Below are 15,562 nucleotides of genomic sequence, written 5' to 3'. Positions count from 1 at the left end.
TAGCGTGCTGCTGGGAAATGCCGCGTTTAGAAACTCTTTGCTGCACGCAAGACCCGCAGCACATATTTTTGGGTGGAGGGATAGGGCCCCGCCTCCCGCAGGCGCGCCAGACCCTGGTAGTAGGCGGCAATCGCCTCATGTGTGCTGGTGGTGTGGCGCTGCAAATACCGAATAATGGCGATCCCTGCGGTGATGTTATCCGCGGGAATGAGCCAATCCAGATCACGACCGACCATCCGCCCCGCCCACCGCGAGGCGGCGGGAATTAACTGCATCACACCTGCCGCACCTTCCGGGGAGAGCGCGCGGGAATTAAAACCGGATTCGATATAGGCATGCGCCATTGCAAGCCGAGGATTGACGCCCATGAGCGCCGCCGTATCACGCACCATCTTCTGCGTATCGGCCCGACTCGGGGCGATAATCGCATTCAAACGCGCCGCGATTTCCGCGTGCGATAGTTCGTAGCGCGGGGCAGGTGCCTGCGCCCGTAAACGCGCAAGATTCGCCTTCGATCCCACCATTTCTCACTTCCTGGCCGGGGCGGGGGACATTCGATAGCGTCCCGGCCGTTGTTCCACTTGTGACAATAGTGCACTGTTGTGAAAATGTCACCAGATTGTGACGATTTTGTAATGGCGACGACGCCGCGCCCTTGCCCACCGACGCGCATGAGCGGTGCCGGCATTAAGATGGAACTGTGGAAAAAGAGATAACGAATGTGACCTGGTTGAGCCTCCCGGAGCTAGCGGAGTACCTCGAGACTGATCTGCGCACGGTCCGCTCCCAACTGCGCGACGCCCGTTTCCTGGCGGTGCGGCGTGGGGACAATAACGCGCTCTACGCCGACGCGGGACAATTCGTGATGAAAGACGGCAAGCGCGTGCCCCTGCCCTCGCTGCGCGGCACCATTATTTCCCTGCGCGATGCCGGATATAGCGACGACGAGGCGCAGGAATGGCTGCGGCGCTTCGATGCGGAATTACGGGATACCCCGCTGAGCGCACTCATTGCCGGGCACACCCACGCGGTCCGCCGCGTCATCGCCGGCCTGGCTTTTTAGTTCCTCGCTGGCCCGCTTCGGTGTGGCCACGTTCGTGCGGGCCGATGCGCCTCGTGGACTAGTGGGTGCGCGAGCGCAGCCGCTGCAAGAGTTCGCCCAGGCTCTCGCGGGCGGCCTCATTCAGCCGCGGCAAGATAGCACGAGCACTATCCTCACGCTGGCGGATCATGCTTTCCACGTGAGCACGCGCTCCCGAGCTTTCCATAAGATTTTGGGCACGAACGACGTCGTCGCCCTCCAAGGGCTTCCCACGCAAGGACCGCAGCCACCGGGCATCCGCCTCGGTTACCCGCTCTAGCGTTTCGAGGAAGAGGAACGTGTTTTTCCCTTCGGTGAGGTCATCGCCGGCGGGTTTACCGGTAACGGCCGGATCCCCGAAAATGCCGAGGATGTCGTCGCGCAATTGGAAAGCCTCACCGAAAGGCGTGGCAAAAGCTCGTAAATCTGCGATTGTTTCCGGCGCGGGCTGCCCGGTGAGCGCGGCTCCGATGAGCAGCGGGAACAGCGCGGAATACGACACCGTTTTATGGGTAATGATCGCGCTAATATCCTCCCGGGTAGCCGCGCGGGTATATTCGCAGCGGATATCGAGGAACTGGCCGATGCCCACGTCCTCACACATGGTGAAGAAAGGCTCAAGGGGAGCGGTGCGCCCGGCACTCACCGCCTCCTGGGAAGCCAGCGCCAGCACAGCATCGCCCACAATAAGGCCGGCCCGCAAACCGTAGCGCTCGGGGGAACCATCCCACCCGGACGCTCGGTGATAATTCTCCAGCTCGGCGTGCACCGTGGGTACCCCGCGGCGGGTGGCAGAAGCGTCAATAATATCGTCGTGAATAAGGGCCGCGAGCTGGAAAAGCTCCACGGCAGCTCCCAAACGCACCGCCGCCACCATATCCGCACAGTCGGGTTCGGGCAGAGCGGCGAGCATTCCCGCGCGCACAAGCCGGGCCCGGGTGCGTTTACCGCCGGCTGCAAGGGCGGTAACCGTATCGATGAAATCCTCCACCTCAGGCTGATCCCAGCGCCGCAACGAATCCAAACGCGCCTCGATACGGCTATCGACCCCGTTGGTGAAATCGCGAGTGCTCCACTCCATTGCTCCTGCTCCGCTTCTTTATCCACAGATTCGTGAGGTGCGCGCCCCATCCACAGGGTACCGGCACTCGCCAGCACGTGCCGGCTGAAGCTGGTTATCTAGCCCTATGGACACGATCACACTTCATCATCCACGCGATGCCCTCGCTGTTATTCCCCATCTGCTGGGCTTCCACCCGCGCCACCACTTCGTACTCTTCGGGGGAAGCCCGGAATTACATCGGGCCGTGGGCCCGGAGGGTGAGGCACTCCCGCAATGGTTCGGCTCGCTGGAATCTTCTAAGCGGCCAGAAGTTGCTGTGGCCGGGGGTGAAACGCCACTTATCCGCCTGGATCTGCGTGCCGGCCCTATCTCACCCTATGTTGCCCGGCAGATATCTGACACGGTAACTGCCTGCCGCATGTTCAGCTGCGTGGCGGTGGTCTACTGCCCAGATTTTGTTCGCTTCGCACATACCCGCGAATTTGCCTCGGTGCTGGCCCTCCTCGAACTGCTGTGCGCCGCGCTTTCCCGGCTCTGGGATAGCAACCCTGGCACTCGCGATGCGTGGAGTCTTGATTTTTTTATTGCCGATAACGAAGGGTTTATGGATATGGGAGAAGAAACATTTTGCCGCTGGGAAGAACTCGAATCTACCGAGGCTGCGGCTACTCTCGTGTATAAAGGCTCGGCACCGCTGGAGGAAGAACCGCGCCGCGATATCGTCAAAGCCAGTCCCACCCGGATGCGCAATACCGCCGTGGCGCTGGAAGAAGCGCGCGGGGAGCCGCTCACCGCACTGGAAGAGCATTGGGATATGCTCCTCGCTCGGGTGGTACGCCGCCGCCAGGCGGGCCCACCGCGCCTGACCACCCGCGAAGCGGGTCGGGCCCTGGCCGGGCTCGTGCACATTCCCATTCGGGACAAAATTTTGCAGGTGTCTCTCGAACATGATCCGCTGTTGCCCATGTCTTCGGTGGATCCCGCTTCGGGTTTTGCTACCGGGATAGGGGAGCGCCCCAATATTGTGCGAGCTTTGGGGATGATGGCACTTCTGGATGAATTAGCCCGCCTAGCTCCGGATGGGGTAGAGGTTCCTTATGTGTGCTCAGCGTATTTAGCCTGGTGGGTGGGGCAAAATTCCATGACCGCGCTGCGTGCTCAGGAAGCCCTGGAGATCAACCCCGGCTCGCGCCTGGCACGCATGCTCAAAGATGCTGCCGCATGGAACGCGCTGCCGCCCTGGCTGATCGGCCCGAATGAAGGCGGGAGGAGCTCTCGCGCCGAAGCTGGCGGTGAAAGTGGAGGTGCGGGTGAGGACGGAGGTGAAGATGCCACACCTCGCGCTCTGGCCGATAGCGATCCCGAAGCCGTGGCCGATAGTGGCCCCGGCAGTAAAGCGGCGTAAGTAGCTACGTGCGGGAAGGTACCAGTGCCCCCCGGGGAAGGTACCAGTGACCCCCCGGGGAAGGCGGGAGACCTAAGGTGGGAGAACTATAGTCACCGAATATAAGAATATTCTGTGATGATCGGCACGTTAGGGAGGGTGGGGAACAAAAGGCGGGTCGGGCGCGTTCCGCTAAGTAGCTCTTTGGGGTGGATACCCCGTGCCGGTTCTCGGCATTCGTTGATAACACTAGGGAAAGGTCTCACGTGGCCACAAAGTCTGCCAGTGCACAAGAAACCGCTGCCGTGGAAAAAGACACCGCGGCCTCCGCATCCGCTTCGGGTACGAAGAAGAAGGCGGCCTCTCGCTCTTCCAGTCGCACGGCATCGGCCACCTCGGCAGCTTCCGCTTCTGAAAGCACCACGGCTGCGAAGAAGCCGGCGCCTAAGAAAGCCAGTGCTACCAAGGCCACCACTACCAAGAAGGCAGCCTCCAAGACAAGCGAATCGAAGGCGGCCGAATCCAAGGCATCTTCTTCCACCAAGAAGGCCGCTACGGCGAAAACCACCGCGAAGTCCACCGCCTCAAAGTCCACCGCGGCAAAGAAGACGTCCGCGAAGAAGGCAGCGGCTGAAAACGAGGTGCCGGAAACCGCATCTGCCGCTACGGAGGCTACCGCGGCCGGCACGGAATCCACCGAAGATAAGCCGGCGGCTAAGAAGCCTGCCACCCGCAAGACTTCCGCGAAGAAGGCAACTTCGAAGGCAGCTGAATCCAAGACAGCTGCTGCCTCGAAGAAATCCACCTCGAAGCGTGCCACCGCTAAGCAGGAAGAACCCGAAGATCCCGAAGAACATGAGGATCTCGAGGATGAAGATTTCGACGTCGACGCTGAAGATGTTGATGCCGAGGATCTTGACGACGATCTCGAGGATGACGAAGACACCGACCACGATTCCGAGGACGCTGAAGAAGAGCCCGAGGAAGAAGAGGACGAAGCCGATAAGGAAACGGATAGCGCCGCTAAAACGGAAACAACCGGGCGTAACTCCCGGGGTGGTTTCACCGTTAAGGACTCTGATGATTCCGATGAACCGGCGGTGCGTGTTCATGTTGCCGGTGCCACCGCGGATCCGGTCAAGGATTACCTCAAGCAGATCGGTAAAGTTCCCCTGCTCAACGCCGCGGAAGAAGTGGAACTCGCCAAGCGAATCGAGGCGGGGCTCTACGCGCAGCACCTGCTGGATCAGGGAAATCTCGATAAGGAGAAGGATCACGCCTATATCCGTGAACTGCGGATTATCTCCCGTGATGGCAAGCACGCCAAGAACCACCTCCTGGAAGCTAATCTTCGCCTGGTAGTTTCTTTGGCTAAGCGCTACACGGGCCGGGGCATGCTCTTCCTTGATCTTATCCAGGAAGGGAATTTGGGGCTGGTGCGCGCCGTTGAAAAGTTTGACTACGCCAAGGGCTACAAGTTCTCTACCTACGCCACCTGGTGGATTCGCCAGGCCATTACCCGCGCGATGGCGGACCAGGCCCGCACTATCCGCATCCCGGTGCATATGGTCGAAGTTATCAACAAGCTCGCGCGGGTCCAGCGCCAGATGCTCCAGGAACTCGGGCGGGAACCAACCACCGAGGAACTGGCGAAAGAACTGGATATGACCGAAGAAAAGGTCGTCGAAGTTCAAAAGTACGGGCGCGAACCGATTTCTTTGCACACACCGCTGGGTGAAGATGGCGATTCCGAATTCGGTGACCTCATTGAGGATTCCGAAGCGGTGGTCCCGGCGGATGCCGTTGGCTTCACCCTGCTCCAAGAACAGCTCCATCGCGTTCTCGATACCCTATCCGAACGCGAAGCCGGGGTGGTTTCCATGCGCTTTGGCCTTACCGACGGCCAGCCGAAAACCCTGGATGAAATTGGTAAGGTCTACGGGGTTACCCGCGAGCGCATTCGCCAGATCGAATCCAAGACCATGTCTAAGCTGCGCCACCCGAGCCGTTCGCAGGTGCTGCGTGACTACCTGGAGTAAAGCTAGCAGCGGCAGGTTCCGCGTGGCCCCGCGGGGCGCGGCGTTTGCAGCGCACGCTGCGGAACTCCACGTCGAATAACGGGGTGGGCCATATAATCTCAGCGGCGTGGCGGCGAGCATCGTCCCACGCCGCTGCTGTTATTTCCCGGCCATCTCTACTACGCGCGCGGGTGGCGTAGCGCTGCCCCCGCGCCTCCCGGCGCAGATACTCAGCCAGGAGCCGCCCGCACATGCGCGCATCCGTGATGGCGCGGTGGTGTTCTTCTATCGCAATCCCGGCCCGCTGGGCCACAGCCATGAGGGAGTGGCGCCCCTCGGGAAGGTAAATACGCGAGAGATCCATCGTGCATACCGCGGCGTTGCGGGGGATATGTAGTGGGCTGCCCGCCCGGCGAAAAGCCTCGTTGAGAAAAGCAAGATCGAAACGGACGTTGTGCGCCACGAGGATACGCCCGCGCAGCAGCCGTTCCACCTGGGGGAGAAGTTCGGAAAACGACGGCGCCTGCGCCACTTCCGCGCCGCGCACCCCGTGAATTTCCGTGGCTCCCATGGGCCGCAACGGGTTCACCAGGCTCTCCCATTCGCGTTCCGGGCTGCCCTGCTCATCCAGAAGCACCACCCCGATCTCCACAATTCGATCGGTGCGCGCATCTAAACCGGTGGTTTCCAGATCGAGGGCGGCATAGCCCAAAGAACTACCGTGTGCGTGAGAAAGAGCCATGCGTTCAGCTTACCGAGAGCACGGGCCTGAGGTGATCTTCTCCTCAGGAATAAGCGCGCCCTTTTATGCTTTGATAGGTATGTGAGTACTACATTGACTGAATTAGCTCCCTTGACCGCGCAGGATCGTTGCGATGCCTGCGGAGCCCAGGCCTACGTTCGGGTACGCCTGCCCTACGGAGAACTTTTCTTCTGCGGCCATCATGCTTCCCAGCACCTCGATAAGCTGCGTGAAGATGCCCTTGAGATTCAAGACGAACGCGAAAATATCGCCTAACCTCGCTTCGATCTCAACACGAGCGGCCCATCCGGGCCGCTTTTTCGTGGCCAAATCCCGGCTCAGGGGTATCTGAAAGCTCAGCGGCGTTCCTCCATAGTCCCCTGCGATTACCTACGCTGGAAGGCGCTTCATATACAGAAGAGGGAACGGACGTCCTTCCTCATCAACATCGCTGCGTTTGTACGTGCTAAATCCGTGATGAGAATAAAATCCAACCGCCAGCGGGTTCTGTTCATTGACGGTTAGCTCGGTGACCCCGTACCTATCCACGGCTAGATTCAGTAGCCGTGCCCCAAGGCCGACGCCGCGCGCCGGAGCGGCAAGGAATAACATTTCGAGGCGGTGGGCCGCTACACCCATAAACCCGACGACGCCTCCCGTCCGATCCTTCGCGACCACCACATGTTCAATTCCCGTGAATACCTGCGGTAAATCCTGCCGGATCTGATCGATATCGGCTTCAGATAAAAACAGGTGGGTCGCGCGTACCGAAGACTCCCATACCTGGACTAGTTCCTCAAGGAGTTCCTCGGTCCTGTGCGATTGAGCTACCTCAACAACGGTCGCGTCTTCCATACGTTTAGCGTACCGGTACCAGAGGGACCTGAAATATTTTAACTGCTGACGTTACGAACCATGCGAAATGCAGGTTAAATCTGCAGCCCTCGTGACTACGAATTGCCTGTCTAGCGCAGGGAAAAATTCACACGCAGCGCAACCGAGAAGCAGTACCACTCACATATGAGGCGCATACGCGCGCCGCTGCGGCTCGCGAACAGCCGTTCGCGTAAACTACCGGTGTGTCAACTTCCGAAGAATACTCAGCTCGTCACCTCCAAGTCCTCGAAGGCCTGGAAGCCGTGCGCAAACGCCCCGGTATGTACATCGGCTCCACGGATTCACGCGGACTCATGCACTGCCTTTGGGAAATCATCGACAACGGCATCGACGAAGCTCTGGAAGGATTCGCCACCCATATCACCGTTACCCTCTATGCTGACGGCTCGGTTGAGGTAACCGACGACGGTCGCGGGGTGCCCGTGGATACCGTCCCCGGGGTGGGGCTTTCCGGAGTGGAAGTTGTGTACACTCGCCTGCATGCCGGAGGGAAATTCGGGGGCGGATCCTATTCCGCTTCCGGTGGCCTCCACGGCGTGGGTGCCTCGGTCGTTAACGCCCTCTCCGCGCGCATGGATGTGAAAGTCCGGCGCGGCGGCAAGGTTTACCAGATGCAATTCAAGCGCGGCGAACCGGGGCGTTTCCAGGACGGCACCCAGCCCTCCCCGGAGGCCCCTTTTGAAGCCTTCACGCACGGTAGCGAGCTTGATACCGTCGGGAAAGTAGCGAAGAAGAATACCGGCACATCGGTGCGCTACTGGGCTGACCCCCAGATTTTCCTGGCCGAAGCAGAATTCTCCTATGACCTGCTCACCGAGCGGGTGCGCCAATCCGCGTTCCTGGTTCCCGGCCTGACCATCACCATCCGCGATGAGCGCGGCCTGGCGGGCACCCCCGGGGAGAACGGCCCCCATGAGGAAGTGTTCCATTACGAGGGGGGCGTCGTCGATTTCGTGGACTATCTGGCCACCGATCCGGCTCTTACCGCCACTATGCACCTCACGGGCAGCGAAACCTTTACCGAAAACGTGCAGGTCCTGGATCCGGAAAGTGGGCATTTGCGCGCCCAGGAAGTCGAACGAACCTGCGAGGTCGATGTGGCCCTGCGCTGGGGAACCGGATATGACACCACCACCGAATCCTTCGTGAATATTATTCGCACACCCGGGGGAGGGGCGCACCAGACTGGCTTCGAACAGGGCGTGGTGAAAACCCTGCGGGCCCTTATCGATACCAATGCCCGCCGCCTCAAAATCACCGCCAAAGATGCCAAAATCGAAAAGGACGATATTTTGGCCGGGATGACCGCCGTTGTTACGGTGCGGCTAGCCGAACCCCAATTCGAGGGGCAGACGAAGGAGATCCTCGGGACTGCGGCAGTGCGTCCGATTGTGGCGCGCGTCGTCGCCGCGCAGCTTCACAGTATCTTGGCGTCCACGAAACGAGACCAAAAAACAGAAACGTCACGGCTCCTCGAGAAGATCGTGGCGGAAATGCGGGCCCGGGTGGCCGCGCGCGTCCACAAAGAAATTTCGCGGCGGAAAAACGCCCTCGAAAATTCCACGCTGCCAGCCAAGCTGGCCGATTGCCGCAGCGATGATATTGAGCACACCGAGTTGTTTATCGTCGAGGGGGATTCGGCGCTCGGCACCGCGAAACTGGCGCGTTCTTCGGAATTCCAGGCCCTGCTGCCCATCCGCGGCAAGATCCTCAATGTGCAGCGTGCCTCGCCCGCGGATATTCTGCGCAACCAGGAAGTCTCCTCCATTATTCAGGTGGTGGGGGCCGGTTCCGGGCGTACTTTTGACCTCGCGGCGGCGCGATACGGGAAAATTATTATGATGACGGATGCGGACGTGGACGGCGCCCATATCCGCACCCTGCTGCTCACACTTTTCTTCCGCTATATGCGTCCGCTCGTGGAAGCCGGGCGGGTTTTCGCGGCGGTGCCGCCGCTGCATCGTATTGAGGTGGCCGGGCGCGGCGGGAAAAAAGGATCGTATATTTATACCTATTCCGAAGAGGAATTGCATCGGGAACTCAAGAAGCTCGAGCGCGCCGGGAAAACCTATAAGGAACCCATCCAGCGCTATAAGGGCCTGGGGGAGATGGACGCGCACCAGCTCGCGGAAACCACCATGGATCCGGCCCACCGTACCCTGCGGCGCATCCGAATCGAGGACGAAGCCGCGCTGCGGGAAGCCGAGTCCGTTTTTGAGGTATTGATGGGTAACGAGGTGGCTCCGCGCCGCGAATTTATTGTCGAAGGTGCCAGCGATATCTCCTACGACAAGATCGATGCCTAAGATTCCCGGGCCACGCTTCGCTACACTTGAGAGTCATACCCGTAAAGGAGGGCCCATGGGTGACGGTGCGATGCGGTGGAGCGATCTCACAGCGGCGGATGCCCGCGCGATTTTCACGCTGCTCGATACCCACCAAAGCGCCGTCAACTCCAGTTTCCGCACCTCGCGTGAAGAAATCGCTCTGATGTTTGAGCCTTCGGTTCCGCACAGTGTTTTCGGGTGGTACGACGACGCAGCACCGGTCCGGCGCCTCCTCGCTTTCGGTATCGTGCGCCTTTACGATGCGCGCACCGCGCATCCCACCGTCACGCTCTCGGCCAGTGTGCACCCCGAGCTCAGCCCGGAGCTGCGCGAACGGGCCGCTCGCGGCGTGCTCGCCGAACAATTGCGCCGGGCTCCTGCCCTGGCGGCCGGCACCCTCCACCCCGTGGCCGTGGCGAATGTGGAAAGCTGGGATCCGGAACGGGGGAAGGCCCTGGCCGCTGCCGGCTTCACCGACCGGCTCTCCTACCTGCAGATGCGCCGGCCGCTCGCGCGCGGGCCGCTGCCCCTGCCACCTTCCGCGCACACGGAGAATAACAGTGTGGAGCTGGTTCCCCTCACCCCCGACTGGGACGACGCCGCGCTGCTCGCCCACAATTCTTTTTACGCAGATAAATTGAATTACCCGATTTACACCCGGGAACAGTGGCGTATCGAATGCGCGTTTATGCGCCGGGAATGGAGTTTCTTGGCGGTGGATACCCGCGGGGATCGGCCCCGGGTACTCGGATGTATCATGACCGCAGCTTATGAACAGGATTGGCCGGGCTTGGGATTACGGGAGGGCTATGTTGATGAGCTCGCGGTGCGGGCCGAAAGCCCGGACGGGGTCAACGCCCGGCTGCTGGCAGCCAGCATCGCGGCGCAGGCGGAGAGCGGTATGGATGCCACCACCCTGGATCTCACCGTTCACTACGAACCGGACGGCACCTGCCTGACTCCCGAAAGCGCGGCGCGCCTGAGCCTTTACGAAAGCTTCGGATTCGAGGTTACCGAACGTACCCGGGTAGTTCATCACCCGCTCCCGGATATGCCGGAGCGTGACTAGCTTCCGATAGCAGCAACCGGGACCGTCAGCGCACTGCCCGAAGCATCTCGCTTCTCCTCAACCTCGGGTAGCTCAACCGGCTGGCCGGAGGCGGTGACGGCGCGCAGCGGCTCCGGGCCGAGAGCAGCAAGTGCTAAAACATTTTCCCCGCGCAGGAAACGCTGGGCCCGCACCCCGCCCGTACCGCGGCCCTTGGCCGGGAAACGATCCAGGGGAGTGACCTTGGCGCTACCCGGTTCTGTGCCCGGGAGCGCCTGCTCATTGGAAGCAATCGTGACCACTAGGGAACCGGCAAGATCATCGCCCGGCACCACTCCGAGGGCAATGACCCGGGCACCTTCCGCGCAGCGAATCCCGGCAATGCCCTGGCCGGCCCGCCCCTGCGGGCGTACCGCGGATGCCTCAAAACGCAGTAATTGCGCATCGCTCGTGATAAGAACCACCTGGTCGGTATCTCGGGCCAGCGCGCAGCCTACCACGCTATCCCCCTCAGCCAGGGTAATAACCTCCCAGCTCTCCTTATTCGGGTAAGCGCCGTTCACCCGCTTAATACGCCCGTGCGCGGTGGCCAGGGTGAGCACCGGATCGCTCTCACCAGCAGTGAGCGGGGCCAGTCCGACCACACGTTCTCCAGAGTCCAGAGAAATAAGATCCGCCACCGGGGTACCTCCGGCCAGCGAGGGCGCCCCTGCGGTATCGGGAAGAGTGGGAACGGTGAGCACATCCAGATCGATCATCCGCCCGTGGCTTGTTACCACCCCGATATGCCCGCGGGCCGTGGCCGGTACCTGCGATATGACGGCATCGTGGGCGCGGCGCGGACCGCTGCGTTCTGGTGCATCGCCGCCCGCGGTACGCGCCACCAGCCCGGTACCCGAAAGCAGCACCCAGGTCGGATCATCGGAAACTTCCAGGGGGAGTGCTTGCGGAGCTGCCGCGCTGGCCGCCCCGTCCGATTCCAGGAGCACGGTGCGCCGCGGGGTGCCGAATTGCTGGGCCACCTCCGTCATCTCCGAGGCCACCACTTCCCGCAAACGCTCGGGAGAACCAAGTATTTCCTCCAGCTCCGCAATGGTGCGTTCCAGCTCCTCGCGCCGCCCTTCTAACTCAAGTTGGGAATACTTCGTGAGGCGGCGCAGCCGCAGCTCCAAAATATAATCGGCCTGCGCCTCGGAGAGGTCAAAAACAGCCATGAGCCGCTCGCGGGCCGCCGCGGTATCCTCCGACGAACGAATAACCGCGATGACCTCATCAATATTGAGGACAGCAATAAGGAGACCCTCCACCAGGTGCAAATCAGATTGCGCAGCCCGTAAACGGTGCTCACTGCGCCGGCGCGTCACCGTGATGCGGTGCTTAATCCACACGCGCAGCAGCGCCAGCAACCCTAAAGTTTGCGGCTGACCATCGACCAACGCCACATTATTAATGCCGAAGGATTCTTCGAGCGGAGTGTGCTGGTACAGCTGGGCGAGTACCGCTTCAGGGTGGAACCCGTTTTTTACTTCGACGACGAGCCGCATCCCATGGTGCCGATCAGTCAGGTTTTGGACCCCGGAGACCCCCTGGATTTTCTTGGAGTTAACGGCGTCCTTGAGCTTGTCAATGATCTTTTCCGGGCCCACAAGATAGGGCAGTTCCGTAATAACAATGCCGCGCTTACGGGCGCTGATTTTTTCGATCCGCGCCGTCGCCCGGGTACGGAAAATACCACGCCCGGTTTCGTATGCTTCCCGGATGCCGTCCAGACCAATAATTCTGCCGCCTTCGGGCAGATCCGGACCGGGGATAAAGCGCATAATATCCTCCAGGCTCGCATCCGGATGGCGCAGCAGATACTTCGCCCCGTTAATAACCTCAATAAGATTATGCGGGGGAATATTCGTGGCCATCCCCACCGCGATGCCGGAAGAACCGTTAACCAGCAGATTCGGGATCGCGGCCGGGAGCACCTCAGGCTGCTGGAGAGTGTTGTCATAATTGGGGACCATATCGACGACGTCCTCGTCAAGCGAGGAAATCATCGCCATGGCCGGGGCTGCCAGGCGTGCCTCGGTATAGCGCGAGGCAGCGGGCCCGTCGTCGAGCGAACCGAAATTACCGTGCCCGTCCACCAGCGGTAGCCGCATGGTGAAAGGCTGGGCGAGGCGCACCATCGCGTCATAAATAGCGGTATCACCGTGGGGGTGGAGGCGCCCCATAACGTCACCCACCACGCGCGAGGACTTCACGTGGGCGCGGTCGGGGCGCAGGCCCATCTGCCCCATCTGGAAAAGGATACGGCGCTGCACCGGCTTGAGACCGTCGCGCGCATCGGGCAGGGCACGCGCGTAAATCACCGAGTAGGAGTACTCGAGGAAGGAGGTGCGCATCTCCTCCGACACGTTAATATCGACGATATGTTCCGCGGGGCTCGTATTCTTGGGCATTGCTCAATTATCCCGCTTTTTGGGCGCGCGCGGGGCGCCGGGGCAGGAGTGTGTCGAGGTGGAACGTAGACTGGGAGGCATGACTGAGCTTCCTGTGCTGCCCGCGGAGCGCTCTCTGCGCGCCGTCCTGGGTGAATGTTTAGCCGCCTGCGGGGTGCTGCCCGCAGCGGAATACGCGGCGGCTGAAACGGAGCGGGCGGCGGGCGTGCTGGATTTGCCGCGTGCCAGCCGGGTCTGCCTCGTGCTCGTGGATGGACTGGGGGCGGAAAACCTGGCGGCACGTATCGGCCACGCGCCCACCCTGCGTGCCTTGACCGCGCGCGAACCACTCACCTCCACGGCGCCGTCCACCACCGCCGCAGCGCTCACCACCCTGGGTACCGGGGCGCTGCCCGGGCGCACCTCGATGCTCTCCTACTCCCTGCGTTCTCCGCGTACCGGCCGTAATTTCTCCCTGATTAGCTGGGAAGATAGCGGGCTCGATCCGGAAGAATGGCAGCCGGTGCCAACCTGGGCGCAGCGCCTGGAGGCTGCCCGCCCCGGCACGGCCACGCAGCTGGGTGCCATCCAAGATCCTGACCACATCGGCTCGGGTCTAACGCGGGCTGCCTGGCGCGGTTTTACCGCTCTCGGGGGGCCCACCCTCGATGATCGGGTCCAGCTGGCCGCTCGTTTCCTGCGTGAGGGTGGGCGTTTTGCCTACTTGTACTGGGGGGAGGTTGATCACCGCGGGCACCGCTGGGGTGCTACCAGCGAGGAATGGACCATGGCTCTCGAGGATCTGGACGCCGGTATTCGCCTGCTCACCCGGGTGCTACCCCCGGACACTCTGCTGGTGCTCACCGCGGATCACGGCATGATTGATCCGAGCGAACGCGTCGATGTGGCCGCCACGCCGGTGTTACGCGAAGGCGTGGATCTGTATTCGGGGGAGGAACGCGCGGTGCATCTTTATACCCGGGAACCGGAAGAAGTAGCGGCCCGCTGGCGGGACTACCTGGGGGAACGTTCCTGGGTGTACACCAAAGAGGAAGCCATCGCGACCGGAATGTTCGGGCAGGTTACCGCGCAGGCGCGGGAAGCGATGGGGGATGTGCTCGCTTTCCAACGCGGCACCCTGAGCGTGGTTCACACCGGGCACATGCAGCCGGGCGCCACCTTTATGCGTGGGGTCCACGGTTCGCTCACCCCCACAGAGATGCTTATTCCCCTCCTTGTGGAGCTGAACTAGCGCTCCGGAAAGTGCGCGGTACTGCGCGCCGCGGGACCCGCGTGGTGCGAGCATCTAGTAGCACCTAACACCTAGCACGCCTGACCTAGTCCTTTTTACCGAAGACAATCTCATCCCAGGACGGCATGGTGGGACGATCCGTGCGCTTACGGCCGCGGCGCGGTTCGCCGGTAGCCGGAGCGGTTTTCTCCGGCGCGCTAGCCGGGGCGGCTTTTTCGGGAACCGGCGCGCTAGCCGGAGCAGCCTCAGCCCCGCCGTTTGGCTCCGCGGCTGCCGCGGACAGTCCGCCGCCGGTATCGGAATCCGCATCCGGCGCGGAAGTCGGGCGGAGCGCCGGGGTCTGCGCGAGTTCTTCCGGCTCCAGCAAGGCGCGCTGGCCGGGCAATTGCCCTTCACGCGAGGGCAGGGAAACAATGGTGGCCGGAGCCCGCAGCTCCTCTTCATCCTCGGGAGCGCGATGCGCCCCGTCCCATTCGTCGGGATCGATATCATGATCGGCATCCGGCATGGGGCGTGACTTACCGCGCTGGGAATCCAGCGAGGCCAGCACCTCATCAATAGAGGCACGGGCCGGAGGAGTATCCGCCGCGCTCGGGAGAGCGGAGGGGGAGGCCGGCACCGCGGCGGGAACCGCCGCGGGCGTCGTACCAGAAAAAACAGTATCCGCAGTTCCCGGTACCACCGCGGGCGTATGATCCGGGCGCCACGGGCCCGCATCGGCCGTGAGCGACGTTTCCGAGAGCCAGGAGGCCTCATCATTGCGGGTCTGGAGAGTATGGCGATCCGTGTCGATGAACCAGCGGGCTTCGTGCTCACGCCCGGCAGATACAAAACGTACGATCAGCGCCCAGGGTTGCCCCGCTTCGCGTACCGCATCCCAGGTGATCGAGGTGGTATCCACATCGCGGGCAACGAGGCGGGATGTGACGAGTTCTTCAACTGTGAAACCTCCCACATCGCGCCCGAGGGTGTAGTTACGGGCCTGCGCGGCGGTGTAGTTACGTTCAGCAATAATGGGGTACGCCAGGGCTGAAATACGCGAGGGAGGTAGCGCGGCCATCTCAGAAATCTCATCAACACTGTGGCCGGCACGCACGAGAGCTTGGATTTCACGCGGCCCCATCGGCGTGATCTCCTCCGCGGGAGTACTGGGATGGGGATCCTTGCGCAGGGCCGCACGCAGATCATCGGTGACGGGCAGCAGATAGCGATTACCCTCCTCATCGTTGAGCGTGAGGTTGTGACCGTCGGGTTGCAAGCCGAGCAGCTCCAGCTTTTTCATCTCTTCCCTTACTCTTGGTACCACTCTTAGGGTGCCACC

13 protein-coding genes are annotated in these 15,562 nt (G+C 61.8%); 7 read left to right on the top strand and 6 right to left on the bottom strand.

The genetic code is table 11. From position 1 onward, the window contains the following. Positions 1–26 precede the first annotated feature (26 nt). Positions 27–524, bottom strand: coding sequence for a lytic transglycosylase domain-containing protein (locus tag QP828_RS04730; protein WP_274733648.1), 498 nt, complete (start codon positions 522–524; stop codon positions 27–29). Between the two features lie 176 nt (positions 525–700). On the opposite strand from QP828_RS04730, the gene QP828_RS04725 reads away from it, so the two are divergent. Further along, entirely contained in the window at positions 701–1,063 is a 363-nt protein-coding gene (locus QP828_RS04725; RefSeq protein WP_274733647.1) for an Rv2175c family DNA-binding protein, read from the top strand. A gap of 58 nt (positions 1,064–1,121) precedes the next feature. On the opposite strand, the gene QP828_RS04720 is transcribed toward QP828_RS04725, so the two are convergent. Next, a complete protein-coding gene (locus tag QP828_RS04720; RefSeq protein ID WP_274733645.1) occupies positions 1,122–2,162 on the bottom strand; it encodes a polyprenyl synthetase family protein in 1,041 nt (346 codons plus the stop codon). 106 nt (positions 2,163–2,268) lie between these two features. On the opposite strand from QP828_RS04720, the gene QP828_RS04715 reads away from it, so the two are divergent. Together QP828_RS04715 and QP828_RS04710 are read left to right on the top strand one after the other, a co-directional pair. Next, a complete protein-coding gene (locus tag QP828_RS04715) occupies positions 2,269–3,549 on the top strand; it encodes a hypothetical protein (protein WP_274733644.1) in 1,281 nt (426 codons plus the stop codon). A 245-nt stretch (positions 3,550–3,794) separates the two neighbouring features. Beyond that, positions 3,795–5,567, top strand: a complete 1,773-nt coding sequence (locus tag QP828_RS04710) for an RNA polymerase sigma factor (RefSeq protein ID WP_274733643.1) — start codon at positions 3,795–3,797, stop codon at positions 5,565–5,567. Here QP828_RS04710 and QP828_RS04705 read toward each other — a convergent pair. Further along, complete coding sequence (locus tag QP828_RS04705; protein WP_274733641.1) at positions 5,515–6,288, bottom strand: 3'-5' exonuclease; 774 nt, start codon at positions 6,286–6,288, stop codon at positions 5,515–5,517. The two genes, QP828_RS04710 and QP828_RS04705, sit on opposite strands and share 53 nt — an antisense overlap. A gap of 81 nt (positions 6,289–6,369) precedes the next feature. Here QP828_RS04705 and QP828_RS04700 point away from each other — a divergent pair, with 81 nt between their 5' ends. Then, positions 6,370–6,564 carry a DUF7455 domain-containing protein gene (locus QP828_RS04700; RefSeq protein ID WP_026428827.1) on the top strand — a complete coding sequence of 65 codons (195 nt, stop codon included), beginning with the start codon at positions 6,370–6,372 and terminating at the stop codon, positions 6,562–6,564. A 114-nt stretch (positions 6,565–6,678) separates the two neighbouring features. Here QP828_RS04700 and QP828_RS04695 read toward each other — a convergent pair whose 3' ends face one another. Further along, positions 6,679–7,143, bottom strand: a complete 465-nt coding sequence (locus QP828_RS04695; RefSeq protein WP_274733639.1) for a GNAT family N-acetyltransferase — start codon at positions 7,141–7,143, stop codon at positions 6,679–6,681. Positions 7,144–7,367: 224 nt separating this feature from the next. On the opposite strand from QP828_RS04695, the gene QP828_RS04690 reads away from it, so the two are divergent. Both QP828_RS04690 and QP828_RS04685 read left to right on the top strand, forming a co-directional pair. Continuing rightward, a complete protein-coding gene (locus tag QP828_RS04690) occupies positions 7,368–9,491 on the top strand; it encodes a DNA gyrase/topoisomerase IV subunit B (RefSeq protein ID WP_274733638.1) in 2,124 nt (707 codons plus the stop codon). Positions 9,492–9,546: 55 nt separating this feature from the next. After that, the gene (locus QP828_RS04685) at positions 9,547–10,581 is read left to right on the top strand and encodes an N-acetyltransferase (protein WP_274733637.1); all 1,035 of its coding nucleotides are present in this window, start codon (positions 9,547–9,549) and stop codon (positions 10,579–10,581) included. On the opposite strand, the gene QP828_RS04680 is transcribed toward QP828_RS04685, so the two are convergent. Beyond that, on the bottom strand, positions 10,578–13,010 hold the full coding sequence (locus QP828_RS04680) for a DNA gyrase/topoisomerase IV subunit A (RefSeq protein WP_284891308.1): 2,433 nt from the start codon (positions 13,008–13,010) through the stop codon (positions 10,578–10,580). The genes QP828_RS04685 and QP828_RS04680 overlap by 4 nt on opposite strands. Before the next feature lie 79 nt (positions 13,011–13,089). Between QP828_RS04680 and QP828_RS04675 the strand changes: the two genes are divergently transcribed. Further along, positions 13,090–14,241 (top strand): alkaline phosphatase family protein, encoded by a 1,152-nt coding sequence (locus QP828_RS04675; RefSeq protein WP_274733634.1) that lies wholly within the window; start codon positions 13,090–13,092, stop codon positions 14,239–14,241. Positions 14,242–14,326: 85 nt separating this feature from the next. On the opposite strand, the gene sepH is transcribed toward QP828_RS04675, so the two are convergent. Further along, a complete protein-coding gene (gene sepH, locus QP828_RS04670) occupies positions 14,327–15,523 on the bottom strand; it encodes a septation protein SepH (protein WP_274733632.1) in 1,197 nt (398 codons plus the stop codon). Between the last annotated feature and the right edge of the window lie 39 nt (positions 15,524–15,562).

The organism is Actinotignum sanguinis (genome assembly GCF_030230305.1).
Taxonomy (GTDB): domain Bacteria; phylum Actinomycetota; class Actinomycetes; order Actinomycetales; family Actinomycetaceae; genus Actinotignum; species Actinotignum sanguinis.
This window is presented reverse-complemented; position numbering and strand designations above follow the sequence as displayed.

Coding starts and splice junctions, on each gene's coding strand:
- QP828_RS04730 (WP_274733648.1), bottom strand. CDS start 524: ATGGTGGGATCGAAGGCGAATCTTGCGCGTTTACGGGCGCAGGCACCT.
- QP828_RS04720 (WP_274733645.1), bottom strand. CDS start 2,162: ATGGAGTGGAGCACTCGCGATTTCACCAACGGGGTCGATAGCCGTATC.
- QP828_RS04715 (WP_274733644.1), top strand. CDS start 2,269: ATGGACACGATCACACTTCATCATCCACGCGATGCCCTCGCTGTTATT.
- QP828_RS04705 (WP_274733641.1), bottom strand. CDS start 6,288: ATGGCTCTTTCTCACGCACACGGTAGTTCTTTGGGCTATGCCGCCCTC.
- QP828_RS04695 (WP_274733639.1), bottom strand. CDS start 7,143: ATGGAAGACGCGACCGTTGTTGAGGTAGCTCAATCGCACAGGACCGAG.
- QP828_RS04685 (WP_274733637.1), top strand. CDS start 9,547: ATGGGTGACGGTGCGATGCGGTGGAGCGATCTCACAGCGGCGGATGCC.
- QP828_RS04680 (WP_284891308.1), bottom strand. CDS start 13,010: ATGCCCAAGAATACGAGCCCCGCGGAACATATCGTCGATATTAACGTG.
- QP828_RS04675 (WP_274733634.1), top strand. CDS start 13,090: ATGACTGAGCTTCCTGTGCTGCCCGCGGAGCGCTCTCTGCGCGCCGTC.
- sepH (WP_274733632.1), bottom strand. CDS start 15,523: ATGAAAAAGCTGGAGCTGCTCGGCTTGCAACCCGACGGTCACAACCTC.